General features: G+C 40.8%; 29 protein-coding genes. All 29 read right to left on the bottom strand.

Annotation, left to right across the window (positions count from 1 at the left end; all coding sequences use genetic code 11):
- Positions 1-4: 4 nt before the first annotated feature.
- Positions 5-274 (bottom strand): flagellar biosynthesis protein FliQ, encoded by a 270-nt coding sequence (gene fliQ / locus NSQ34_RS07835; protein ID WP_003211206.1) that lies wholly within the window; start codon positions 272-274, stop codon positions 5-7.
- A gap of 16 nt (positions 275-290) precedes the next feature.
- Positions 291-956 (bottom strand): flagellar type III secretion system pore protein FliP, encoded by a 666-nt coding sequence (gene fliP / locus NSQ34_RS07830; RefSeq protein ID WP_008354479.1) that lies wholly within the window; start codon positions 954-956, stop codon positions 291-293.
- Positions 949-1,569: a flagella biosynthesis regulatory protein FliZ gene (fliZ, locus tag NSQ34_RS07825; RefSeq protein WP_231293995.1), complete on the bottom strand. Its 621-nt coding sequence runs from the start codon at positions 1,567-1,569 to the stop codon at positions 949-951. Before fliZ ends, fliP begins: the two co-directional genes overlap by 8 nt.
- 57 nt (positions 1,570-1,626) lie before the next feature.
- A complete protein-coding gene (locus NSQ34_RS07820) occupies positions 1,627-1,989 on the bottom strand; it encodes a response regulator (protein ID WP_007499584.1) in 363 nt (120 codons plus the stop codon).
- 27 nt (positions 1,990-2,016) lie between these two features.
- The gene (fliY, locus tag NSQ34_RS07815) at positions 2,017-3,138 is read right to left on the bottom strand and encodes a flagellar motor switch phosphatase FliY (RefSeq protein ID WP_024426980.1); all 1,122 of its coding nucleotides are present in this window, start codon (positions 3,136-3,138) and stop codon (positions 2,017-2,019) included.
- Positions 3,128-4,126 (bottom strand): flagellar motor switch protein FliM, encoded by a 999-nt coding sequence (fliM, locus tag NSQ34_RS07810; RefSeq protein WP_024424167.1) that lies wholly within the window; start codon positions 4,124-4,126, stop codon positions 3,128-3,130. Before fliM ends, fliY begins: the two co-directional genes overlap by 11 nt.
- 32 nt (positions 4,127-4,158) lie before the next feature.
- Positions 4,159-4,587, bottom strand: a complete 429-nt coding sequence (gene fliL / locus NSQ34_RS07805) for a flagellar basal body-associated protein FliL (protein ID WP_024424168.1) — start codon at positions 4,585-4,587, stop codon at positions 4,159-4,161.
- On the bottom strand, positions 4,584-4,799 hold the full coding sequence (locus tag NSQ34_RS07800) for a flagellar FlbD family protein (protein WP_008344794.1): 216 nt from the start codon (positions 4,797-4,799) through the stop codon (positions 4,584-4,586). Before NSQ34_RS07800 ends, fliL begins: the two co-directional genes overlap by 4 nt.
- A 37-nt stretch (positions 4,800-4,836) precedes the next feature.
- A complete protein-coding gene (flgG, locus tag NSQ34_RS07795; protein ID WP_024426979.1) occupies positions 4,837-5,628 on the bottom strand; it encodes a flagellar basal body rod protein FlgG in 792 nt (263 codons plus the stop codon).
- A 17-nt stretch (positions 5,629-5,645) separates the two neighbouring features.
- A complete protein-coding gene (gene flgD / locus NSQ34_RS07790) occupies positions 5,646-6,092 on the bottom strand; it encodes a flagellar hook assembly protein FlgD (protein WP_342501065.1) in 447 nt (148 codons plus the stop codon).
- The gene (locus tag NSQ34_RS07785; RefSeq protein ID WP_024426977.1) at positions 6,092-7,417 is read right to left on the bottom strand and encodes a flagellar hook-length control protein FliK; all 1,326 of its coding nucleotides are present in this window, start codon (positions 7,415-7,417) and stop codon (positions 6,092-6,094) included. Before NSQ34_RS07785 ends, flgD begins: the two co-directional genes overlap by 1 nt.
- Complete coding sequence (locus tag NSQ34_RS07780; RefSeq protein ID WP_024426976.1) at positions 7,418-8,119, bottom strand: MotE family protein; 702 nt, start codon at positions 8,117-8,119, stop codon at positions 7,418-7,420.
- A 12-nt stretch (positions 8,120-8,131) separates the two neighbouring features.
- Positions 8,132-8,575, bottom strand: coding sequence for a flagellar export protein FliJ (fliJ, locus tag NSQ34_RS07775; protein ID WP_024424173.1), 444 nt, complete (start codon positions 8,573-8,575; stop codon positions 8,132-8,134).
- A gap of 8 nt (positions 8,576-8,583) precedes the next feature.
- On the bottom strand, positions 8,584-9,900 hold the full coding sequence (fliI, locus tag NSQ34_RS07770) for a flagellar protein export ATPase FliI (RefSeq protein ID WP_034281781.1): 1,317 nt from the start codon (positions 9,898-9,900) through the stop codon (positions 8,584-8,586).
- On the bottom strand, positions 9,897-10,661 hold the full coding sequence (gene fliH, locus NSQ34_RS07765) for a flagellar assembly protein FliH (RefSeq protein WP_034281779.1): 765 nt from the start codon (positions 10,659-10,661) through the stop codon (positions 9,897-9,899). The genes fliI and fliH overlap by 4 nt, the downstream gene beginning before the upstream one ends.
- Positions 10,654-11,670 carry a flagellar motor switch protein FliG gene (gene fliG / locus NSQ34_RS07760; RefSeq protein WP_034281776.1) on the bottom strand — a complete coding sequence of 339 codons (1,017 nt, stop codon included), beginning with the start codon at positions 11,668-11,670 and terminating at the stop codon, positions 10,654-10,656. Before fliG ends, fliH begins: the two co-directional genes overlap by 8 nt.
- A gap of 11 nt (positions 11,671-11,681) precedes the next feature.
- Positions 11,682-13,274, bottom strand: a complete 1,593-nt coding sequence (gene fliF / locus NSQ34_RS07755; protein WP_024424177.1) for a flagellar basal-body MS-ring/collar protein FliF — start codon at positions 13,272-13,274, stop codon at positions 11,682-11,684.
- A 49-nt stretch (positions 13,275-13,323) separates the two neighbouring features.
- Entirely contained in the window at positions 13,324-13,641 is a 318-nt protein-coding gene (gene fliE / locus NSQ34_RS07750; RefSeq protein WP_034281774.1) for a flagellar hook-basal body complex protein FliE, read from the bottom strand.
- A gap of 11 nt (positions 13,642-13,652) precedes the next feature.
- The gene (flgC, locus tag NSQ34_RS07745) at positions 13,653-14,105 is read right to left on the bottom strand and encodes a flagellar basal body rod protein FlgC (protein ID WP_024424179.1); all 453 of its coding nucleotides are present in this window, start codon (positions 14,103-14,105) and stop codon (positions 13,653-13,655) included.
- Positions 14,105-14,494 carry a flagellar basal body rod protein FlgB gene (gene flgB / locus NSQ34_RS07740; RefSeq protein WP_012009952.1) on the bottom strand — a complete coding sequence of 130 codons (390 nt, stop codon included), beginning with the start codon at positions 14,492-14,494 and terminating at the stop codon, positions 14,105-14,107. The genes flgC and flgB overlap by 1 nt, the downstream gene beginning before the upstream one ends.
- Before the next feature lie 288 nt (positions 14,495-14,782).
- The gene (gene codY / locus NSQ34_RS07735; RefSeq protein WP_007499612.1) at positions 14,783-15,562 is read right to left on the bottom strand and encodes a GTP-sensing pleiotropic transcriptional regulator CodY; all 780 of its coding nucleotides are present in this window, start codon (positions 15,560-15,562) and stop codon (positions 14,783-14,785) included.
- Between the two features lie 34 nt (positions 15,563-15,596).
- The gene (hslU, locus tag NSQ34_RS07730; RefSeq protein WP_024424180.1) at positions 15,597-16,997 is read right to left on the bottom strand and encodes an HslU--HslV peptidase ATPase subunit; all 1,401 of its coding nucleotides are present in this window, start codon (positions 16,995-16,997) and stop codon (positions 15,597-15,599) included.
- A gap of 16 nt (positions 16,998-17,013) precedes the next feature.
- Positions 17,014-17,559 carry an ATP-dependent protease subunit HslV gene (gene hslV / locus NSQ34_RS07725; RefSeq protein WP_034281773.1) on the bottom strand — a complete coding sequence of 182 codons (546 nt, stop codon included), beginning with the start codon at positions 17,557-17,559 and terminating at the stop codon, positions 17,014-17,016.
- Between the two features lie 14 nt (positions 17,560-17,573).
- Complete coding sequence (xerC, locus tag NSQ34_RS07720) at positions 17,574-18,491, bottom strand: tyrosine recombinase XerC (protein ID WP_034281771.1); 918 nt, start codon at positions 18,489-18,491, stop codon at positions 17,574-17,576.
- Positions 18,492-18,553: 62 nt separating this feature from the next.
- Positions 18,554-19,858 carry an FADH(2)-oxidizing methylenetetrahydrofolate--tRNA-(uracil(54)-C(5))-methyltransferase TrmFO gene (gene trmFO, locus NSQ34_RS07715; RefSeq protein WP_024424183.1) on the bottom strand — a complete coding sequence of 435 codons (1,305 nt, stop codon included), beginning with the start codon at positions 19,856-19,858 and terminating at the stop codon, positions 18,554-18,556.
- A gap of 70 nt (positions 19,859-19,928) precedes the next feature.
- Complete coding sequence (gene topA, locus NSQ34_RS07710) at positions 19,929-22,004, bottom strand: type I DNA topoisomerase (RefSeq protein WP_034281770.1); 2,076 nt, start codon at positions 22,002-22,004, stop codon at positions 19,929-19,931.
- Between the two features lie 193 nt (positions 22,005-22,197).
- A complete protein-coding gene (gene dprA, locus NSQ34_RS07705) occupies positions 22,198-23,100 on the bottom strand; it encodes a DNA-processing protein DprA (RefSeq protein ID WP_034281769.1) in 903 nt (300 codons plus the stop codon).
- 63 nt (positions 23,101-23,163) lie between these two features.
- Entirely contained in the window at positions 23,164-24,066 is a 903-nt protein-coding gene (sucD, locus tag NSQ34_RS07700) for a succinate--CoA ligase subunit alpha (protein ID WP_007499624.1), read from the bottom strand.
- 22 nt (positions 24,067-24,088) lie between these two features.
- Positions 24,089-25,249: an ADP-forming succinate--CoA ligase subunit beta gene (gene sucC / locus NSQ34_RS07695; protein WP_024426972.1), complete on the bottom strand. Its 1,161-nt coding sequence runs from the start codon at positions 25,247-25,249 to the stop codon at positions 24,089-24,091.
- Positions 25,250-25,352: the final 103 nt, after the last annotated feature.

The raw sequence follows: 25,352 nt of genomic DNA, 5'->3' as shown, positions 1-25,352 counted from the left end.
CTTATTAACCTGCAAATCGATCTAAATTCGAGAACAGCTCTGTCGTAAAGGACACGATTGTTGAAAGCATCCATGGACCAAACACAACAAGTCCAATGAGTACTGCAACAATCTTAGGAATAAACGCAAGCGTCTGTTCTTGAATTTGGGTTGTCGCCTGAAACACACTGACAATCAGTCCCACAATGAGTGCAAGCGCTAGAAGCGGCCCACTCACAAGCAATACCACATACACTGATCTTTCAGCCATCGTAATGACAAATTCTGAACTCATGTTTTAAGCACCTACTCTAAAAGCTTTGCAGCAAAGATTTAACGATCAAATACCATCCATCGACTAAAACAAATAACAATATTTTGAAAGGGAGCGATATCATAACCGGCGGAAGCATCATCATCCCCATTGACATCAGAACACTTGCGACCACCATGTCAATAATTAAAAATGGAATAAAGATCATAAAACCAATTTGAAATGCCGTCTTTAATTCTGAAATGGCAAAAGCGGGAACCATCGCCGTTAAAGGAATATCTTTAATCGATTCAGGTGTATCCATTTTTGCGTAGCTAAGAAATAAAGCCAAATCTTTTTGTCTTGTATGTTTACTCATAAACTCTTTAATAGGCACTTCGGCTTTTTCATACGCCTGATTTAACGTGATGTCATCATTTAAAAGCGGCGTCAGCGCCTCTTTATTAATCTGTGAGAACGTGGGTGCCATGATAAAAAATGTGAGAAACAACGCAAGTCCAACAAGCACTTGGTTTGGCGGCATTGAGTTGGTTGCAAGTGATGTTCTGACGAATGAAAGAACAATCACAATCCGTGTAAAACACGTCATTAAAATGAGAATGCCCGGTGCAACCGAAAATACTGTTAAAAGTAAAAGAAGACGGACAGATGTGCTGATGTTTCCTGCACCGCTGGAATTAAATAAATCAATAAACTCATTCATTTTGTTTCGGGCCTTTCTTTCTGACTTCTGATTGGGTCTTTTTCAATTCGGCTAGCTGCGCCTTTAAATTGGCTGAAAAAGAAGAAGTGGTCGGCTGATCATGTTTCTTTATCTGCGATGTGAATTTTTGAACCATTTTTGGTAAATCGGTTTTGCTTTCCATCGCTTCTTCATATTGTTTCACGATCGCTTCACATTCTTGTTCATCATCAATTTCTTTTAGCAGCTGGATTGAGTCTGCTACGCCGACAACTAATACTCGTTTTCCCACTTTGATCAGCTGGACTGAACGGTTTTGTCCGACTGTCGTTCCGCCGATATTTTCAACATAGCGAAATGGTTTGAGTAAGCGGTTTTGCTTACCAACAAATCTCACTAAACCATAAATAAGCAGGATGACAAAAAGTAAGGCACCAATCATTTTGACAAAATCCATAATGGAGACAGAAGAAGAGGGAACTTCTTCTGCCGGATTCGTTTGATTGTCAGTGGTTTTCTTCTCTGTATCCTTTTTGCTTTCTTTCTCACCTTTGAGCCAGTCATTCACTGTGCCATTCTCAGGATCTTTCGTTTCGGCAAACAGTGAGGCAGGCTGCATCGTCAAGAAAAGCATAAAACTGATCATTGCTATACATATCAAACGTTTTTTCAACAAATCTTACACCCTTTTTTAGCCTAACGTTTTATTAATTGCTTCAAGTACGCGGTCTGCCTGGAATGGCTTCACGATAAAGTCTTTTGCACCTGCTTGGATCGCGTCAATAACCATTGACTGCTGCCCCATTGCAGAACACATGATGATTTTTGCAGAAGCATCGATTTGTTTAATTTCTTTTAGTGCAGTGATTCCGTCCATTTCTGGCATTGTGATATCCATTGTGACAAGATCAGGAGATGTTTCCTTATATTTTTCAACTGCTTGTGCGCCGTTTTCTGCTTCTCCTACTACATCAAATCCGTTTTTTACAAGAATATCCTTGATCATCATTCTCATGAATGCTGCATCATCTACGATTAATACCTTAGTAGCCATTTACTTATTCTCTCCCTGTATGTTTGTTTATTTTAAATTAGAAAGTCTTTCTGACTGGCTTAAAATGTCAGTCACACGAACACCAAAGTTCTCATCAATGACAACGACTTCCCCTTTGGCGACGATTCGTTTGTTAACTAGGATGTCTACTGGCTCACCAGCAAGTTTGTCCAGTTCAATGATACTTCCTGCTGAAAGCTCAAGAACTTCTTTTACACTGCGCTGAGTTCTTCCAAGTTCCACCGTAATGGAAAGCGGAATGTCCATCAGCATGTCAAGGTTTCCAAGCTGGTTTGTTGTATGCTGAGGCTCACTGAACGATTCAAATTCAACTGGCGCCACATTTACAGGTGCTGCCGGCTTTGGCTTCGCCTGTCTTTTCGGCGGTGCTGCTTGCTGCGCTGGGGCAGACTGCGTTTGCGGAGCTGCCGGCTGAGGTTCAGGTGCACTCACTTCTTCTTGAACCGGCTCTTCTCCTTGCGCAGGATCTGTTAATTCTGCGATTAAATCCTTCGCAAATGTAATAGGATAAAGCTGCATAATATTTGAATCGATGAGTTCACCTATTTTTAATCTGAAGGATACTTTGACAAGCATTTCTTCAGCTGGAATGCGGTCTGTCCCTTCTCCTTCTTTCACATCAAGTAATTCGACGCGCGGCGGAGAAATATCAATTTTTTTATTAAAGACAGTCGACATGGATGTCGCAGCAGAACCCATCATTTGGTTCATTGCTTCTTGTACTGCACTTAAGTGAATTTCGCTTAAAGAAGGGTCAGCATTTGTCCCGTCTCCGCCCATCATTAAGTCCGCAATAACTGCTGCATCTGTTTGCTGGACGACAAGCAGGTTACTTGCGCTGAAGCCTTCCGTATAATTCACTTCAATAGCAACATACGGATGAGGAAATTCCTCATTCAGCATACTTTTTTGAATCACTGTAACAGTTGGAGTTGTAATCTCCACTTTTTGATTTAATAGGGTTGAAAGTGCTGTTGCAGAGCTGCCGAATGAAATATTTCCGATTTCTCCAATAGCATCTTGCTCCATTGCAGAAAGGACTGTATCAGGCTCTATATCGTCATTGCTGCCTCCTTTAAGGAGCGCATCGATTTCGTCTTGTGATAATTTACTTCCGTTATTCTCCATCTTCTTCACCTCTTATGTCGTGATCTAGAATTTGAATCGCCTGTTTCCGATTCACGCGGCCGGCCTGTCCCAAGAATTTCGGTTTATTTCCGACCATAACAGTAAGAGGCGCATTTACTGGTTTGTCCAAGGCAATACAATCACCAATTTCCAAATTCAAAAACTCTTCCACCGTCATTTCCGATTGTCCCAGCTCTGCGACTACCGGTATTTTTGCCTTCATAATCCGTTTTTCAATGGCCTTTGTTTCTTGCTGTTTTGGTTCATTTCGTTCAGACTGCATCCAGTAGTGTACAGACAGCTTCGGAATAATAGGCTCTAATACAACGTGAGGAATACATAGGTTAATAACCCCGCTTACCTCGCCAATCTGTGTATTAAGAGAAATGACGACAACTGTTTCGTTTGGTGACACCATTTGAACAAACTGGGGATTTACCTCGAAATCTGCCATTTCAGGCTCGATGTCGGTTATGGACTGCCACGCTTCTCTGTAATTTTCCAAAGCTCCCTCAAACATGTTTGAGATAATCTTTGTTTCAATTTCTGTAAGTGATTCTGTCTTATTATGACTAATGCCAATCCCGCCCATCAGCCTGTCCATCATCGCATAGCCGATTGTTGGGTTTACTTCAAGCATGATTCTTCCTTCAAGCGGGCTGACATAAAATAAGTTTAATAATGTCATATTAGGAATCGAACGAATAAATTCTTCGTATGGTACTTGGTCAACCGAGCTGACAGTAATTTGAATATATGATCTTAGCTGCGCTGAAAAATGCGTGGTGAGCAGTCTAGCGAAGTTATCATGAATCCTTGTTAAACTTCGAATCTGGTCTTTTGAAAAGCGCAGTGCACGTTTAAAGTCATACACCTTCACTTTTTTCGTCGTTTCCTCTTTTTTCAGCTCTTCTGCATCCATTTCGCCTGTTGAGATGGCGGATAATAATGCGTCGATCTCATTCTGGGAAAGCACTTCTCCTGACATTTCTTCACCTCCATCGCGTTAATTAATCGCCTCTATTGCAGATTAAAGGAGGTTATATATACTTCTTTCACCTTGCCATCTTGCAAATAGTTATTCACTTTGTTTTTGACTTGTGTTTTAAAATGTTCTCTGCCTTTTTTGCCATCAAGTTCATCTGCATTCGTGTCTGATAAAATGTCGATTACAGCATCTTTTACCTGGAAACTTCTTTTCTCAAGCTCTGATTTTGCTTTTTCAGAGTCCGTTTCAATATTCAGGACAAGTTTGACAGCATTTCCTTCAGACTTTAAATTGGTGATAATCTCAGGAATTTCAACAGAAGCTTTTACGACTTCATCTGCTGTTGGCTCTTTTTCAGCTTTTGCTTCGTCTGACCCATTCAGCAGAAAAAAGATGCCTGCTCCAATTCCGACGATGGCAATAATCATGATTAGCATTACTACGACTAATTTCTTCTTCATTCAAACTCCTCTATTCCTTGATTCAATGAAATGACTTGGATTTTTCTGTAGAAAGAAATGATTTTCTCTTGAAGCTGCTCTTCATCTTCTTTCACAACGAATTTCTTTCCATTGGCCAAAGTAATGGTCGTGTCTGGAAAACTTTCGATTTGCTCGATATGGAGAGCGTTCAGCATAAATCCTTTGCCATTTAATCTTGTCACTTCAATCATATTAAGCAGAGAAGCGAGCATCCGCTCCCCCTACCTCCTATCGTTTCAGATTCACAAGCTCTTGCAGAATTTCATCAGATGTTGTAATCGTCTTTGCATTCGATTGGAATCCACGCTGCGCGATAATCATTTCGGTAAACTCGTCTGTTAAATCAACGTTTGACATTTCAAGTTTCCCTGTTTGGATCACGCCAGTTCCTTCTTCACCAGGTACGATAGGATTACTTGGTGCACCTGAGCTTAACGTTTGGCGGTAAAGGTTGTCACCAACTTTGTCTAATCCTCCAGCGTTACGGAAAGATACGAGTGAAATCTGTCCAACATTTCTAGATACGTTGTTTTCAACAACCGAAACCGTTCCATCTGGACCAACACTTACACTTGAAACGCCATCTGGAATCGTTATCTTTTGTCCATTCATTCCAAGTAGATAATTTCCATCAGGGGTGACTAAGCTTCCCTCTGAATCAGTGTCGAAATTCCCTGTTCTTGTATAAAGAATTTCTCCTTGACTTTCAATACGGAAAAACCCATCGCCATTGATATAGAAGTCGTAAGGTTCATTTGTATTTTGAGAAGATCCCGCTGACATGATTTTATCAATAGAAGATAAAGATGACCCTAAACCAATTTGTTTTGAGTTGATTGAACCAGAGTTGTTCGTTGGTCCACCTGAACTTCCAATGGTTTGGCTGACCATATCTTTAAACGTGATACGGCTCTTTTTGTATCCGTGTGTATTGACGTTGGCTACGTTGTTGGCTACCACATCTAATTTTGATTGGAAGTTTTTCATTCCGCTAATTCCTGAGTAAAGTGAGCGTAACATTTATTTTCCTCCTCGAATTACTTCGTTTTTTCTCCAACTGCTGTAACATCCCAAGGGCTGATTTTCGTTCCATCTTCTAAAACAAGTAAGTATTCATTGTCTATGTTTTTAACAGACTTCACAGTGCCCGATATCTCTTTATCATCCAATTTGCCCGATACTTCTTTACCAATCCAGCCTACATACGTCGTAAACGGATCTTGGTGTGCAACAAATGTAGACATGAGCTGATTTAGTTTAGTGATCGAATCGTTCATATTGGTTTGCTGTTCTAAAGATGAAAATGTCGCCAGCTGCGTGACAAACTCACGGTCATCAAGCGGGTTTGTCGGATCTTGGTTTTGAAGCTGCGTGAGCAAAATTTTCAAGAATTGATCTTTGCCAAGCGTTTCTGTTTTCTTTTCTGCTTTTGAAGAAGTGTCTGCTTGTGCGGCTGTTCTATTCGTAGCATCAACTGTTGCCATTAGATCTCCTCCTCTTCTTCATCTGACCCAACAAGAGCATCCAGTACATCTTGGAATTCTGTTTCCTGTTCATCAGTCTGCTGGAAATTCTGTCCTTTTGGCTGCTGCTGCTTGTTTTCTTCACTAAACTGTCCAAATAACGGCTGCTCATTTGATTGAAGCGGTATATGGAAACGGTCCACTTGAACCGACATATTCGGAAGCGCCTGCTTGAGCTGCGGCAGATGATGCTCTAACAGCTCTTTCGCTGCTTGCGTTGAAGCTGTAATTTTACTCGCATACATCCCGTTTTGCTTTGTTAGCTGAATGGTAATGAATCCAAGATTTTCCGGATTTAACCGAACGGTAAAGCGTCCGCTTGAATTGCCAAACGGCGTGAATTTCATTTGCTTCCACGTGTTTAGAATTTGCTGATCAACCGTTCCTGGCTTTTCATCAGTCGTTTGTGTCTGCTGAACAGGAGCCGCTGACTGCAGTTGGAAAAACTGCTTATGACCTGGCAGAAGCGAGTGGGTCATTATTTTTTCAGAAGCTGGTGCAGCAGCGCTTTGTCCTTTAACGACTTCTTTTTTGATGAGCCACTCAAGAGATGCATTCCCTTTTGCCGGAGAAGCGAGTGTAGATTCTTGTTTTGGAGAGATTAGTTCCTTCAACTCTCCTAGTGAAATTTTCCACTCTTTGTCAGACCCTTTCGCATTCGCCATCATATGGTCGATTAGCTGATTAAAGTGCTTTAGCTCACTTTGAGTCATCGAATTCAGCTTTGGCGCTGAACCCTGCGAGAAGAACTGCTCTTTTACTTGCTGAATGAGTTTTTCATCTACCCCGTTTTTAGAAAGAAAGTGGATAAAGTCTTGACCTTTCCCTTCAATATCCTGCACAAGTTTCGCATCAAAGCTGAGCGGCTGTTGATTGAGCAACTGATAGATGAAAAAGTGGACTTGTATGAGCTGTTCACTATGCTCAGAACCTGGCTTTTCAGCTTGATCACCGTAAATGGAAGATTCCATTTTTTGAAATAGTTCTTCAAGTGACTTGAGATCAGATAATTCAAGCGTTTGACCTTGTAGTGTTTGAAGCGCACTGAGTAAGTCTGCGCTCATTCCTTCTTCAGGTGATTGCATCCATTTTTCAACAATTTGCATCGCATCATTGATAGAAAGAGAGGCAAGAGCGGCTGTTTCAGCATGAACAGGGCCGCTTTGAGCGCCTGCTCCGCTAAGCAATTGTTTAAACAAACCGCGTGCAGATGCAGCGCCGTCTCCTTTTAGCCCTGAGAGACCTTGAGAAGATTGCTGTAAGGCTCCAATATCCAATAGCTTCACTTATTGTCCACCCCCATTTTCACTTTCTTCTTTTTTGGCAAGCTCTTTTGTAAACGTTGCTGCCTTCTGAGGTGTCAATTTTGCTAATATGTCTGTCAGTTTATTTTTGCTCAGCTCTTCAAGGATTTTTAACGCCTCTTTATCACTTAATTCTGATAAAATTTTGGCGGATTTCCCTGGGTCCATGCTTTCATAAATGCTGGCGACCTTTCCTTTTGTCTGCTGATTAGAGGAAGCCGCTGCATCAGAGGACGCCCCTGCTGAGTTATTACCTGACGTGTTATTTGATGAGCCGTTATTCGATGAACTGTCATTGGCTGACGTATTCTTTGCATCATTTTCAGATGTTTTTTCAAGTGAGTTGATTTTTTGATTCAATCTTTTAATCTCTTCATCACTTGTTTTCAAATCTTTTTGTGCAATTTCGAGCTCATTTTTTTGCTCTTTAATGGTCTTTTTCAGTTCTTTCAACTCTGCATCGCTTTGATCATTAGGTGAAGATGACGTTTTTGAGGTGTCATCTGAACCAACCAAACTGCTGATCCCAGGAATGTTTTGAAGCGGTTTTTTTAGATCAAAACCTGCCATATAAAGGATCGTGCCAGTGACAATCACAAGCACAATCAATGGGATGATGACAATAAACAAGATCCATTGAAATTTTCCGCCGCCTGATTCCTTCGTTTTTTCCTTCTTAGGCATTCATCTCGACTCCTAATGTCCTTGAAACATGAATTGGCTGATAGAGATATCATCCATTTCTTTCATTTCAATTGCCTTATGTTCAAGGGAGAACTTTTCAAATTGCTTTTCTTTCATTTTTTCAAACTTTTTAAACTCAATGTTTTTTTCAGTTAAATCAGATTGTTTTTCATTCATTTGGTGACGTTTCATGATCACAAGCTGCTGATAATGCTGAATGGTGTTATCTAAGTTGGTCACAAATTGCTGGTAATGACGCATTTCTTGAACACTCATTCCACTTCTCAGCTTTTCTTCTTTGCTTTTTTCCATTAGCTCTTTTTTACTCATATTTTCATAGAGTTTTTCAGCGACTTGCTCAAATGCCGAAACGGATTGTTGGTACGCTGCGAGTGACTTGTCTTTTTCACTTTCTTTCAGTTCTAAGAGCTTTTGAAATTTGTATTGATATCTCACTGTTTTTGTCAATCCTCTCTATTCATCAAACTGAGCAATAAACTCACACTGTCTTCAATAGATACAGCCTCTTCTACATCCTGCTTCAAAAATGAAATCAGATGAGGATAAGCCTGCATGGCCTCATCAATATCTTTGGAGGAGCCTTTTTTATATGCTCCAATATTAATGAGGTCTTCAGCGTTTTGATAAGTGGACAAAAGCTGGCGGAACCGGTTAGCCGCTTCCTTGTGATCATGACTTGCGATATTACTCATGACACGGCTGATACTTTTCAAAATGTTAACAGCGGGAAATTGTCCTTTGTTGGCTAAAGCACGATCAAGTACAATGTGCCCGTCAAGGATCCCCCTCACTGTATCAGCGATCGGCTCGTTCATATCGTCTCCATCAACAAGCACTGTGTAAAACGCTGTGATGGAACCAAGCTGATTTGTCCCAGTTCGTTCGAGCAATTTTGGCAGTATAGCGAACACTGAAGGTGTATATCCTTTTGTTGTTGGCGGCTCGCCAGTTGCGAGTCCTATTTCCCTTTGCGCCATGGCGACCCTCGTAACAGAATCCATCATGAACATGACATTTTTGCCTCTGTCCCTGAAATACTCCGCAATAGCTGTTGCTGTATACGCAGCTTTCAGTCTCGTCAGTGCAGGCTGGTCAGAAGTAGCAACGACAACAATTGATCGCTTCAGTCCTTCAGAACCTAAATCCTTTTCAATAAACTCACGAACTTCACGGCCACGCTCTCCAACAAGGGCAATGACATTCAGGTCTGCTTCTGTCTGCTTTGCAATCATCCCCATTAAGGTACTTTTTCCAACACCACTTCCGGCAAAAATCCCGATCCTTTGACCAGTGCCAACTGTGAGCAAACTATCAATGACTCTAACACCGACACCCATCTTTTCTCGAATAGGCGGCCTGTCCATTGGATTTGGGGGTGACTGATCTGTCGAAACAGGTGCAAGTCCTTTTGGAAGCATACTGCCATCAAGCGGATCACCGAAGGCATCAACGACTTCACCAATTAATCCAGTCCCTACTTTGACCTTCAGCGACTCACCCGTCGCTTCAACAAGACTTCCTGGTGAAATATTGGATGCTTCTACATAAGGCATGAGCAAAATGTTTTCATCTCTAAACCCTACGACCTCTGCTTTTATCGGATGGTGCTTGCTCCCTTTTTTATGAATGAGACAAACATCACCGATCGAACTCTCCGGCCCCTTAGATTCAATCATGAGCCCAACCACTCGATTGACTTTACCAAATCGTTTATAAGGATCGGCAGTTTCAATCGTTTCTTTTAGTACATCCATTTTCATTTGTGATCACCTGAATCAATGACTTCTAATAATTTTTCTTTCAACTGATTCATTTGGGTATCAACACTCGCTTCCACTTTTCCAAAACTTGTTTCTACGTAACAAGTTCCTTTTGGCGCTTTTTCATCCGAGTAAATGGCAAGGTGTGTATCCTTTTGAAGGATTCTAATCAATTCGTCTTTATATTCCATCACATGCTCGTAATGTTCAGGGTCAACATAGATGGAAATATCATCATATTCTTTCACTTCTGAAATGACCTGCTTCACAAGAGCCAAAAATGGATCTTTCGTGTCCTCAGCTGCATTCCAAACGCGTTTGGCGAGTTCAAAAGCGAGTTCTACAATTTGCTCAGCAGAGCTTTCAATTTTTTCTTCGTAATCCTGCCTTGCAAGACTGACGATGTCATTTGCTTGATCAAGAATAGCTTGGTACTGCATATTCGCATCTGCTTCGCCCTTTTGGAAGCCTTCTTGATAACCTGCTTGTTTCGCTTCTTCAATGAGCTGCATTCTTTCCTCTTCAAAATCAGTCCGGCGCTGATTGATTTCAGCCATTGTTTTTTCCAGCTCACTGTTTGCTTGTTCTAATATGCGGCTCGCTTGATCTTCTGCATCACTGAGTACTAGCTGCGATGCTTCAGTTTCATTGACAAGCTCTTCTTCGTGATGTTCTCTTTTAAAGTTTACTTGCTGTAAAGGAATCGTTTGCCGCCCTTGTTCAGGAATAACAGATGTTTCATGTTTGATAATCCTAGACAATGATATCGTCTCCTCCGCCTCGAGCTATGACGATTTCTCCAGCTTCCTCAAGTCGTCTTACGATGCTGACAATACGGGTTTGTGCTTCCTCGACATCTCTAAGCCGGACAGGCCCCATAAACTCCATTTCTTCTTTGAATGTTTCGACCATCCGCTGTGACATGTTGCGGAAGACAATTTCTTTGACTTCTTCGCTTGCCACTTTGAGTGCGAGCAATAAGTCATCATTTTCAACATCTCTGATGACACGCTGAATCGCTCTGCTGTCAAGAGTGACAATATCTTCAAAGACAAACATACGTTTCTTAATTTCATCAGCAAGCTCTGGATCTTGAATTTCAAGTGTGTCTAAAATGGTTTTCTCAGTAGCACGGTCTACACCATTTAGCACTTCTACAACCGCTTCGACTCCGCCCGTTTGCGTATAGTCCTGCGTAAAGGTTGAAGAAAGCTTTTGTTCAAGAATACGCTCCACCTCATTGATGATCTCTGGAGATGTACGGTCCATTAAGGCAATACGTCTCGCAACCTCAGTTTGTACTTCCTCGCCTAACTCAGATAAAATTTGCCCAGCCTGCACTGGATCCAGGTAGGAAAGGATAAGTGCTATCGTTTGTGGATGCTCATGCTGGATAAAGTTTAAAATTTGTTCTGGGTCAGCCTTTCGAGCAAAATCAAATGGTTTCACTTGAAGAGAGGATGTTAGCCTGTTTAAGATGCTGTCCGCTTTATCCTCACCAAGCGCTTTTTCAAGCACTTGTCTTGCGTACATAAGACCGCCCTGCGATATGTAGTCCTGCGCGATGGCAATGCTGTGAAACTCTTCGATGACTTCATCTTTTTTAGCAGTATCTACACTTCGTACATTGGAAATTTCTAATGTTAATTTTTCTATTTCGTCTTCAGACAGATGTTTGTATACAGATGCTGACACGTCTAGCCCTAAGGAAATCATTAGGATTGCTGCTTTTTGTCTGCCTGTTAGTCGATTTGGATCTTTTCTCGACATGTGTATTCCTCCTAATCCTCGGACAGCCAGCTGCGTAGCAATTTAGCAAAGTCTTCTGGTTTTTCTTTTGCCATTTTTTCAAGCTGATTTTTTCTCACCATTTCTTCTGTTTCTGGTTCAGTGTCGATATCAGGAACATCGATTGGTGTACGTTCATCAAACTCAAACTCTTCTTCCTCATCTCTTCTACGCTTGCGTACAAGAAGAATGATAAGAGCGATAATTGCAAGTAGAAGCACACCGCCTACAATATAAACCCAAATTGGAATATTGTTTGAAGGGTTATCTGCCGCAGTTTGCTGTTTACCGTCTAATTTTGATACAGATAAAACGATTTTGTTATCTAAGTCGGCTTGAGTGAGCGCTTGACCATTTGTGTATTCTTTATCAATCGATGTGCTAATGATCGTTGAAAGAATCTTTTTGATATCATCTTGTCTTTCAGCCGTTAAAGAGTTTACATCGTTTGCAGTTGGTGGTTCGACCAATGCTTGAATGCCAACATCTCTAATTTTATAAGGGCTTTCTTTGATATCTTTATGAATGCGGTTGACTTCATAATTGATGCGATCTTCGCTCTTTTCGTAATCTCCGCTTCCATTCGCTCCATCGGCACCTTGATAATTTGTGACATCATCGTCACCTGTTCCAGCGGTGCCTCCAGCTGCTGCGCCGTTACCTGAATAAGTTTCAGCAATCTTTTCAGCGCTGACAGCAATCCCCTGCATGTTTTCTTTATCAACAGGTTCTACTAGGTCTTCTTTTCTTTTTTCTTCAGTAAAATCAATGTCTGTTGTGACCGATACAGCCACTTTATCTTGACCCATCATTGTTCCGAGCAGCTGCTGAATTTTTCTTTGAAGATTCTTTTCGATTTCCTCTTTTTTCTGCTGCTGTGCATCCATTCCACTTGCATAGGAATCGGAGCTGGTGTTTAAGTCGTAGTAGTTGGAATCTTGGTCCATAATGACAATGTTTTCTGTTTTTAAATTCGGCACACTTTTTGAAATAAGATGATAAAGGCCTTTTACTTGCTGCGGTGTGAGCGTGTAGCCCGGCTCAACTTGCAGCACTATGGATGCTGATGCATTACTTTGCTCTTCTCCAACAAAAACGGAATCTTTTGGCAGGTTAATCATCACTTTTGAATCTTTAATCCCATCAATTGTGTTGATCAGATTGGATAGTTCTGTCTGAGTTGCGTCTACTTTCAGAACATCAAATTCATTATCTGTTAAACCGAAGCCTGAATTGTTTGCAAAGAAGGAATAATCAATGTTGCCTGTCTTAGGGAGCCCTTCGGATGCGAGTGTTACTTTTAAAGAATCTGCTTGCTTTTCTGGAACGAGAATCGTTGTTCCATTGTTTGCAAGTTCCGATTTAACGTTTTTGCCATCTAGTTCCTGTTTGATTTGTCCAGCTTCTGCCTCAGACAAGTCTCTAAAGAGCGGAACCATTTTTTCAGAAGAAGCAAAGATGCTAACAACCGTAATAATGATTGCTAGGGCAGCAACGCCGCCAATCATGAGTATTTTTTGTAATTTTGATCGATTTCGCCAAAACTCAACTGTTTTTGTTCTTAATTGCATTAAAGTACGATTCATCTTAACCCCCGGTCATTCCATTCAGTCTTTTTTTGTCCACCAGCACCTCCTACATCTGCATTCTCATAATCTCTTGGTACGCTTCGACTGCTTTATTTCGAAACTCTGTTGCAGCTGTGAGTGTGACACTCGCTTTTTGTGAAGCAATCATGACTTCATCGAGATTGACATCTTTTCCTTGTGCAAGCGCATTTGTATACTGGTCTGATTTCAGCTGTGATTGATTTAATGCCTCAATGGAATTCTTCAGCACATCAGAGAAATTCGTTTGACTTTTAGGTGCAGCCGCCTGAATGGGCGTTGCATTCGTCAATTCACTTGCTTGCTGAGCAGTTTGAAGCTGGAAAGGAGATATTGCATTAACCAATTGTTTTCACCTTACTTTCCTATTTCTAAAGCTTTCATCAGCATGCTTTTATTCGCATTTAGAGCAGTCACGTTTGCTTCATATGATCTTGAGCTGCTGATGAGGTCGACCATTTCTTTTAATGGATCGACATTTGGTGTTTGAACATATCCATTTTCATTGGCATCGGGATTTGTAGGATCATATTGAAGGTTGAATGGAGTTTCGTCTTCAGTAATCTTTGTTACTTTGACGCCGTTTCCTAATTTGCCGCTCGAATTCATACTTGAGTTCAATATAGATGAAAACGATTCACCTGACGGCTGTAATGTGACAAGCTTACGTCTATAAGGCTCCCAGTTGCCATCAACCTGTTTAGCTCTTGTCGTATCCATATTTGCAAGGTTTGAGGATACAACGTCCATTCTGAGCCTCTGTGCCGTTAATGCTGAGGCCGAAGCGTTCACTCCTGAAAAGATCGACATCACTTACCTCCTGTCAAAACTGTTTTAAGAGAATTGAATTTCCCGCTCATTCTTTCCACCAGCGCATTATACTGAATTTGGTTTTTAGCGAGTTCACTCATCTCTTGATCAATATCGACATTATTTCCGTTTTCTTGATAAGAAGTACGGTTGCTCGAAACAACTGAATAATTAGACCCTGTTTTTGAAAAATCAATGTGACCTTGGTATGTTTTTTTAGCATCTAATTTGATTGACGCATCATTTAGCATGTCATGGAATGCGACGTTTTTCGACTTGTAGTTCGGTGTATCTATATTCGCGATATTATTGCTTATGACTTTTTGCTTAACATTCGCTCTGCCCAAGGCATTCTCAAGGTTGCTTATCGTTCCAGAAAATATATCCAAAACCATATACCTCCAATCATATGTATTTCATTCCATTTAATCATGTCGAGATTTGTAAAACCATATGTTCATTGTAAGAAATAATAGGATTAAAGTCTATGATGTATATGTAAAAAAAACTCGTAATATATATCTATTTTACGAATAGGTATAAAGGCCTAGATTCAAAGCACTACAGATTTGTAAGGGGTTTCTTGGAAAAAAGAGTGACATTTTTCGGACAAATCCTCATTTTTTCACATAAAAAAACCCTTTTCAGCATTTATTTCGGCCAAAAAGGGTTTTTGATTAATGAGATTTTAAATTTTCGAGTTCAATTAAAAATTTGTTGTTTAACACTTTGATGTACGTTCCCTTCATTCCAAGAGAACGAGATTCGATTACGCCTGCACTTTCTAACTTACGTAAGGCGTTTACGATCACTGAACGCGTAATCCCTACACGATCTGCAATTTTACTTGCGACAAGAAGACCTTCGTTTCCATCCAGCTCTTCAAAAATGTGCTCAATCGCTTCAAGCTCACTATATGAAAGAGAGCTAATCGCCATTTGGACAACCGCTTTGCTTCTTGCTTCTTCTTCGATTTCCTCTGCTTTCTCGCGAAGAATCTCCATTCCAACAACTGTTGCCCCGTATTCAGCAAGAATTAAATCATCATCTGTGAATGTATCTTGTAAGCGGGACAGGATTAACGTACCTAAACGATCTCCTCCGCCGATAATTGGGACAATTGTTGTTAAGCCTGATTGGAATAAGTCACGGTTCTCAATAGGGAAAGCTGTATATTCACTGTTAATATCAAGGTTTGAAGACGTTTCAGGGACATTGAATAGACTCTTTGTATATTCCTCAGGGAACTGACGATCTTCAAGCATTTTTTTCATACGTGCATTTTCGATCTGCTGATTAATGGAGTAGCCAAGAAGCTTTCCTCTTCTGCTTAATACGAAAATGTTTGAATCAATGACATCTCTCAGTGTTTCTGCCATTTCTTTAAAATTAACTGGTTTCCCCGCTGCATCTTGCAGCATTGAGTTAATAATCCTTGTTTTTTGTAGTAACGCCATAATAATGATCCTCCTAGATTACTTTATTCATTTGTTAAAGTATAAATTGACTTAAATCTTTGTTATTTGCAATCTTTCCCAGCTTCTCTTCGACATACTGAGGGGTAATGGTCACTGTCTCCATCGTAATATCAGGCGCCTCAAATGAAAGCTCTTCAAGCAGCTTCTCAAGTATGGTATGAAGCCTTCTTGCACCGATGTTATCTGTCTCCTGATTGACATGATAAGCCACTTCGGCAATCTTATGAATAGCATCGTCAGAAAATTCAAGAGATATACCTTCTGTTTCAAGTAAAGCTTTATATTGCTTTAATAATGCATTATCTGGTTCCGTTAAGATTTTCACAAAGTCTTCTATACTTAATTTATCTAATTCTACACGGATTGGGAAACGTCCCTGAAGCTCCGGAATCAAATCTGATGGCTTTGCCATATGAAATGCACCTGCTGCAACAAACAGCACATGATCAGTTTTAACGGCACCATATTTCGTCATCACAGTTGAACCTTCTACAATCGGTAAAATATCACGCTGAACCCCTTCACGAGAAACATCTGCAGATGATGCACCACCGCTTTTGGCAATTTTGTCGATTTCATCGATAAAAATAATTCCTTGCTGCTCTGCTTTGTAGACCGCTTCCTGACTGACTTCATCCATATCAATCAGTTTTGAAGCTTCCTCAGCCGTTAACGCCTTTCTTGCTTCTCTGACAGTCAGCTTTCTGCGTTTTTTCTTTTTAGGCATGAGATTGCCGAGCGCATCCTGCATGTTCATACCCATTTGCTCCATACCCGAGCCTTGAAGCATATCAAACATGGAAGGCTGCTGTTCTTCTACTTCAATCGTGACGTAATGATCTTCAAGTTCTCCCATAGCCAGCTGATGAGCGATTCGCTTTCTTGTCGATTCGAGTTCCACTTCTTCATTTGAATGATCTCGATCACGGTCATCTTCATCAGAACCGCCAAACAGCATCTCAAAAGGATTTTTCACAGACTGGCTCTTTTTCTTACCAGGAACAAGTAAATGAACAAGACGTTTATTTGCTTGTTTTTCTGCTTCTTCTTGAACATCTTTCATCTTTTCTTCTTTGACAAGTCTAATCGCTGTTTCAACTAAATCTCTCACCATGGACTCTACGTCACGGCCGACATAACCCACTTCAGTAAACTTCGTCGCTTCCACTTTAATAAAAGGCGCACCAGAAATTCGAGCAATTCTGCGGGCAATTTCTGTTTTCCCCACACCTGTTGGGCCGATCATTAAAATGTTTTTAGGAACGACTTCATCCTTTAGCTTATCATGTAAAAGACTTCTTCTGTAACGGTTTCTTAAAGCCACCGCCACTGCTTTTTTCGCATCAAGCTGACCAATGATGTATTGATCAAGCTTTTCAACTATCTCTCTTGGGGTAAACGGCTTTTTCTCCATACGTCTCATGTCCTTTCTATTCAAGCTCTTCTAAAGTGATTTGATCGTTCGTGTAGACACAGATTTCTCCGGCCGTTTCAAGAGCGGCCTTTGCAATTTCTCTCGCTGTGAGATGATCACCTGCATGGGTTTTGAGAGCTCTCCCGGCGCTAAGCGCATAGTTGCCGCCTGAGCCAATGGCCAAAATCCCATCATCTGGTTCAATGACCTCTCCAGTTCCAGAGACGAGCAAAATACTTTCTTTATTCATGACGATGAGCATAGCCTCAAGCTGCCTTAGCATCTTGTCACTTCGCCATTCCTTCGCTAGTTCTACGGCTGCCCGCTTTAAGTTACCACCATATTCTTCAAGCTTTGTTTCAAACTTTTCAAAGAGTGTAAAAGCATCTGCTACTGAACCTGCAAAACCTGCAAGCACCTTGCCTCCGAAAAGACGGCGCACTTTTTTTGCTGTGTGTTTCATCACGACAGCCTGCCCGAAAGTAACTTGACCGTCGCCAGCCATTGCACTTTTTCCTTTATGTTGAACGGCAAAGATGGTTGTTGCATGAAATGATGACATGAAAAAACCTCCTTTTAGGATCGTTTAAAAGCCCTTGGGTGATGAGACATGTACGTGTTTCTTAAAGAATCTTTTGATACATGCGTGTACACCTGTGTAGATGATAAATTTGAATGACCGAGAAGTTCTTGAACACTTCTCAAATCTGCTCCCTCGTTTAAGAGATGCGTGGCAAAGGTGTGCCTCAACATGTGAGGATGGATATGTAATGTACCTGACGCCTTTTTCATTAATTCAGTGAGAATGAATCGAACACCTCTGTCTGTAAGAGGCGTCCCGCGCTGATTCAAAAACACATGAGTATCAGCGCGGTCTTTCCCCTTAGCTTTCAGCTTCTGCCTTCCATCCTCTAAATAAGTAATGAGCGCTTCATGAGCATATGACCCGAAAGGAACATACCGCTGCTTGCTGCCTTTCCCATGAACAAGCACTGTATCCATCGATAAATCAAGATCAGATTCTTTTAATGAACATAACTCACTGACCCTCATACCTGTTGCATAAAGAAGTTCTAAAATGGCTTGATTTCTTTGCCCAAGTGGTGTGCTGACATCAGAAACTGTAAAAAGCTCTTTTAGTTCCTCTTCATACAAAAATGAAGGAATCCGCTTATCCTGCTTTGGTAAGCTAACGAGTAAAAAAGGATTTTCTTTCACAAGCTGTTCTCTTAATAAAAATTTATAAAAGCTGCGAAGCGCAGAGACTTTCTTACTAATCGTTCTTCTTGTCAGGCCTTTTTCATAAGCTTCTGTTAAATAAATTCTCGTATCTTGATAGGATACCTCTTCAAAACCGTCTATTCCTTGAATGTTCATAAATCTGACAAACTCTTCAATGGCTTCTGTATATCCTGAGATCGTTAAAGCTGAATAGTTTTTTTCAATTTGCAGATATTCAATGAATAAGTGGACAAGACGCTGTTTATTCGTCATTTTTACACCTCTTTAAGGCTTTTAAATGGTATCACATATCTTGCTTTCCGTGCAATGTTTTACTACAGAGATTTCGAAATAGTTTGAATAGTTTCGATTGCACGCTTAGCGTACTCTGCATAACGTTCTTGTTTGTTTTTAATTCGAACTCCTAGATCTTTCAGCAAACCAAAATTCGCATTCATCGGCTGGAAGCTTTTCTTGTTTGTCGATGTGATGTAGTGAGCCATACTGCCAATCGCCGTTTCCTCCGGAAGTGTCACAAGCTCTTCTCCTTTGACAAAACGAGCGGCGTTAATACCTGCCACTAGTCCCGACGCTGCGGACTCGACATACCCTTCAACGCCTGTCATTTGTCCGGCAAAGAATAGATCATCTCTATTTTTAAACTGATAAGTCGGTCTTAAAAGGCTTGGCGAGTTAATAAATGTATTACGGTGCATCACGCCGTAACGGACAATCTCTGCTTCTTCAAGACCTGGAATCAAACGGAATACTTCCTTTTGATCGCCCCACTTCAGATGCGTCTGGAAGCCAACGATGTTATATAAAGTACCTGCTGCATCATCCTGTCTTAATTGAACAACAGCGTAAGGTCTTTTGCCTGTTTTCGGATCTTCAAGTCCTACTGGCTTCATCGGACCAAACAGCATCGTTTTCTTTCCTCTTTTCGCCATGACTTCAATTGGCATACAGCCTTCAAAGAAGATTTCTTTTTCAAATTCCTTTAATGGTACAGTTTCAGCAGAAATGAGCGCCTCATAAAAACGATCGAATTCTTCTTCTGTCATTGGACAGTTTAAATAAGCAGCTTCTCCTTTGTCATAGCGAGATTTCAAGTACACCTTATCCATATCAATGCTGTCTTTCTCTAGAATAGGTGCTGCTGCATCGTAGAAATAGAGATATTCTTCTCCTGTTAACGATTTTAATTCTTTGGAAAGTGCTTCAGATGTCAGCGGGCCAGTCGCGATAATTGTCGGACCTTCTGGAATGCTCTGCACCTCTTCTTGAAAGACAGTAACATTCGGATGATTTTTCACGCGGTCTGTCACGTTTGCTGCAAATTCATGACGGTCTACTGCAAGCGCGCCGCCAGCAGGAACTGAGCTTTCATCTGCTGCTGCGATGATGGCTGAATCTAAATGACGCATTTCTTCCTTTAATACACCTACTGCATTTGTCAAAGCATTCGCACGCAGTGAGTTGCTGCATACAAGCTCCGCAAATTTATCTGTGTGGTGAGCCGGCGTTTGTTTCACAGGTCTCATTTCATATAAATTGACTTTAATGCCTCGTTTAGCGATTTGCCATGCTGCTTCACTTCCAGCTAAACCGGCTCCGATCACATTTACAAATTGACTCATTGTACAACTCTCCTATTTCGTAAGGTCTGTTTGATGACATAAAAAAGCAGGTGAACAAGGCTGCTCACCGCTATTTTTGTTGTTCCTCTTTATAATCACAGTTCACACATTGAACTTGAACGCCTTTTTTCAGCTTTTTCTCTACAAGCATATTTTCGCATTTTGGACACTTTCTTTCAATTGGTTTGTCCCAAGAGACGAATTCACACTCTGGAAAACGATCACAGCCGTAAAAAATGCGGCGTTTCTTCGATTTTCGTTCAACAATGTTTCCTTCATGACAAGACGGGCATTTGACACCGATATCTTTGACAATTGGTTTTGTGTTACGGCAGTCAGGAAAGTTAGAGCAAGCCATGAACTTACCGTATCGACCCATTTTGTACACCATCGGATGTCCGCACTCTTCACAATCAACTCCGGCGTATTCCGGCTCAATCTCAACTTCTTGCATCTCTGCTTCAGCTTTTTCTACCCGTTTTGCAAAGTCTTGATAGAAGCTGTCGATAATACGAACCCATTCGATCGTACCTTCTTCAACGCTATCAAGTTCCTTTTCCATTTTCGCTGTAAATTCAACGTTAATGATTTCAGGGAAGAATTCAATGATTAAGTTGAGTACAATCTCTCCAAGCTCTGTCGGAGTAAATCGTTTATTATCAAGTGCGACATAGCCGCGCTTTTGAATCGTATCTAATGTTGGTGCATACGTAGATGGACGGCCTATACCGAGCTCTTCAAGTGTTTTGACCAATCTTGCCTCAGTGTAACGCGGAGGCGGCTGTGTGAAGTGCTGTTCAGGTTCGATATCTTTTGAAAGAACTGTATCTCCTTCTTTGAGATCAGGAAGCATTTTGTCCTTTTCCTCTAGCTGGTCGTCCTTTCCTTCCACATAAACCTTCATAAACCCAGGAAATTTCACTTTACTGCCATTCGCACGGAAAGTAAGACCGTTATGATCAAGATCCACACTCATTGTATCAAGAACAGCCGGCGCCATTTGGCTTGCCACGAATCGTTCCCAAATCAATTTATACAGACGAAGCTGATCGCGGCTTAGCACATGCTTGACATCTGCCGGTTTTCTTAACGTAGAAGTCGGGCGGATGGCTTCGTGAGCATCTTGTGCATTTTCATTCTTTTTGGCCGGTCGTTTTGTTGTGTTTAAGAAATTCTTGCCGTACGTCTGATCAATGAAAGCAGATACTTCTTCAATCGCCGTATTGGAAATACGTGTTGAGTCCGTTCTCATATATGTAATGAGACCGACTGTACCTTCTTTACCAAGATCAATTCCTTCATATAATTGCTGTGCAATCATCATTGTTTTTTTCGCACGGAAGTTTAATTTTCTTGCAGCTTCCTGCTGTAAAGTAGAAGTCGTAAACGGAACGGCTGGATTACGTTTCCGCTCTTTTTTCGTTACTTTCTCTACAGAGAATTTGCTTCCTTTTAATTTCGAAAGGATTTCTTTTACATCTTCTTTTGTTTTCAATGGATGTTTTTTACCATTGAGGCCAAAGAAACTCGCTTCGAAGCTTTCTTTTCCTTTAAGGAATGTACCGTCAATAGTCCAGTATTCTTCTGGTTTAAATTCATTAATTTCATTCTCGCGATCAATAATCAGGCGGAGTGCAACTGATTGAACACGTCCGGCACTTAAGCCCTTTTTCACTTTCTTCCATAAAATCGGACTGATTTTATACCCAACGAGACGATCTAAAATCCGTCTTGCCTGCTGCGCATCAACTAAGTCCATATTGATCATACGTGGATGCTTAAAGGAATCCTTAATCGCATCTTTTGTAATCTCGTTAAAAACAACGCGGCATTCAGAAGAGAGGTCAAGGTCAAGGCTGTGTGCTAAATGCCAAGCAATCGCTTCTCCCTCTCTATCGGGGTCAGCTGCGAGATAGACTTTTTTTGCTTTTTTCGCCGCTGTTTTTAATTCTTTTAAAACCGGGCCTTTCCCGCGAATCGTAATATATCTCGGTTCGAAGTCATGCTCAGTATCAACACCGAGCTGACTTTTCGGTAAATCCCTTACGTGCCCCATTGAAGCTTTTACTTTATACTTTTTTCCTAAATAACGCTCAATCGTTTTCGCCTTTGCTGGCGACTCAACGATGACTAAATAATCAGCCATACTCAAAATCCCCCTTAAGAGGTGTTCTCTCTTTATACATTTCACAATTCATATTTATGTTAATTGCACCTATCTAACAGGCAATCATTAAAAATTCTTTATGATGAACATCATTATAAACACGAAAAACAAAGTGTAAACTTAAATCCTCACTATTATTAAATATTCCGATGTCTTTTGTCAAACGATATTTTTATGTTGGTTCAGTATATTGAACGCTGCGGAAGGAGAATTCCTCTAAAATATCTTTTGTTGAATGAACAAGCTTTGCTCCCTGCTGAATGAGTCTTGCCGGACCTGTGGAATTAGGATCAAAGATGGATCCAGCAACTGCAAATACCTCTTTTCCTTGCTCAAGTGCTTGATAGGCTGTAATAAGAGAACCGCTCTTTTCTTTGCACTGTATCACGATGGTTCCTTTCGTCAGTGCACTAATTAAACGATTTCTCATTGGAAAATGCCACTTTTCTGGTTTGACATAAGGAGGATGCTCTGACAAAAGCAAATGATGCTCGCCCATGTATTGAGCCATTTGCTCATGCTCTTTTGGGTATAAATGCTGAAAACCGCCTGCTATAATGCCGATCGTTTTTCCTTTTTTTCTGATGCACTCTTTATGTGCCAGTCCATCGATTCCTTTAGCTAAACCACTGACAATCATCCAATCTTCCTTTACAAGCTCACCAACAATTTTCTTCACACATGCTTCTCCATAAGACGATGGAACTCGCGTGCCGACTACACCTAAACTTTTTTCTTCATTTAAATATGATACGTTTCCTTTTAGGAATAACACAGGGGGAGGATCATAAATATTTTTTAGTGTGCTGGGATATAAGGGTGATGTGATGGGAATCATGTGAATGTTTTGCTTTAAATAGGCTTGAACGATGTGTTGAAAAATGGGGAATTCATTTTCTTCAGCTTGTTTTAAGCGGGTAAAGTCGATCGTTTGTAACGCTCGATCCTGTTTAAAATGATGTGTTTCTTCATTTATATATAGCTCAGGATCGACTTTCCACCATTTTGTTAATAATGAGGGTGAGATGAGGCCTTTTAAGCGGTGAAAAATCATTCTTTCGGACACGTTGTACATACCATTCCTCCAGTTTAAGATAGAAAGAAGAAGACTTGCCAAAGAACAAGTCTTCTTGTGTCATTAATGCGTTTTACAAGCTTCGAAGAGATTCTTCTCTTTTAATACTTTAATCAACGTTTCTCCCATGACAGATGGTGTTTCTGCCACTTCAATTCCACATTCACGCATTGTTTTTACCTTTTCATCAGCTGTTCCTTTACCACCAGAAATAATGGCACCAGCATGTCCCATACGTTTTCCTGGAGGCGCCGTTTTACCGCCAATAAAGCCAACGACTGGCTTAGTCATATTTGCTTTTACCCATTCAGCTGCTTCTTCTTCAGCCGTACCGCCGATTTCACCGATCATAATCACAGCATGCGTTTCAGGATCTTCATTGAATGCTTTTAAAACATCAATAAAGTTTGTCCCATTTACCGGGTCTCCCCCGATTCCTACAGCTGTCGATTGTCCAACACCAGCTTCTGAAAGCTGATGTACCGCTTCATATGTAAGCGTTCCAGAACGAGAAACAACACCCACATGACCTTTTTTATGAATGTAGCCAGGCATGATACCAATTTTACATTCTTCAGGTGTGATGACACCTGGGCAGTTTGGCCCAACTAGTCTTGTCTTTTTCCCTTCCATATACCGTTTCACTTTGACCATGTCAAGCACTGGAATATGTTCAGTGATACAAATGACGAGATCGACTTCTGCGTCAACAGCCTCTAAAATGGCATCTGCCGCAAATGGTGCTGGTACATAGATAACAGAAGCGTTCGCTCCAGTAGTCTGCACTGCTTCAGATACAGTATTAAATACAGGAACTCCTTCTACTTCAGTTCCACCTTTTCCAGGTGTGACACCGCCAACGATATTTGTTCCGTACTCAATCATTTGTTTTGTATGGAACAATGCGGTTGAACCGGTAATCCCCTGAACAATTACTCTCGTATTTTTATTAATAAATACACTCATTTAGGTTCCCTGCCTTTCTGCTCTACTTGACTAAAGATACAATCTTTTCTGCCCCGTCAGCCATAGACTCAGCAGAAGTGATATTTAAGCCTGAATCACTCAGGATTTTCTTCCCTAATTCAACGTTTGTTCCTTCAAGACGTACAACAAGTGGTAATGTTAAGCCGACCTGTTTCGTCGCTTCAACAACACCTTCTGCAATCACATCACATTTCATGATGCCGCCAAAAATGTTCACGAAAATCCCTTTGACATTTTGATCAGATAAGATGATTTTAAATGCTTCCGTTACTTTTTCAGCTGTTGCACCGCCGCCAACATCTAGGAAGTTTGCAGGGTCCCCGCCGTAATGCTTGATGATATCCATTGTAGACATCGCAAGTCCTGCTCCATTGACCATACAGCCAATATTTCCATCTAAAGAAATGTAGCTTAAGTCATATTTAGATGCTTCAATTTCTTTTGGATCCTCTTCATCAAGGTCACGGTATTCTAATATATCTTTTTGTCTATATAAGGCATTGCTATCAAAGTTTAATTTTGCATCAAGTGCCATGACTTTTCCATCGCCTGTTACAACAAGTGGATTAATCTCAGCAATTGAACAATCTTTTTCAATAAACGCATTGTAAAGGCTTGTCATAAACTTAACAGCTTGGCCAACTAATTTTGTTGGAATATTAATTTTAAATGCTACTTCTCTCGCCTGATAGCCTTGCAGGCCAATCGCTGGGTCGATGACCACTTTGACGATTTTTTCTGGCGTTTTTTCTGCTACTTCTTCAATTTCAGTACCGCCTTCTTCAGATGCCATCAATACAATTCTTGATGTCGCTCTGTCCAAAACTAGTCCAACATAGTATTCCTTTTGAATATCGCAGCCTTCTTCAATAAGTAAGCGTTTTATTTCGCGCCCTTCAGGCCCTGTTTGATGTGTGACAAGTGTCTTGCCGAGCAATTCCTCTGCAAACCCTTTCACTTCATCTTTCGTTTTTGCAATTTTTACCCCGCCTGCTTTACCACGGCCGCCTGCATGAATCTGTGCTTTTACGACATATACAGAGCTCCCTAGCTCTTCTGATGCTTTCACTGCTTCATCAGGTGTAAATGCTACTTTACCATTTGGAACTGAAACCCCATATTTTCTTAGGATTTCTTTTCCTTGGTACTCATGGATATTCATTTCCCATCCTCCCAACATATGTAGAAACAAAAATTATAAAATAGACTGCGCTTTCATTTTAAAGAATAAAAAAGAGAATGTCTAGGGTTCTATGTAAAATCGT

It is taken from the genome of Bacillus sp. FSL P2-0069 (assembly GCF_038593315.1).
Classification (GTDB): Bacteria; Bacillota; Bacilli; order Bacillales; family Bacillaceae; genus Bacillus; species Bacillus safensis.
The sequence above is the reverse complement of the archived record's forward strand: the minus strand, read 5'-3'. Positions and strand labels throughout refer to the sequence as shown.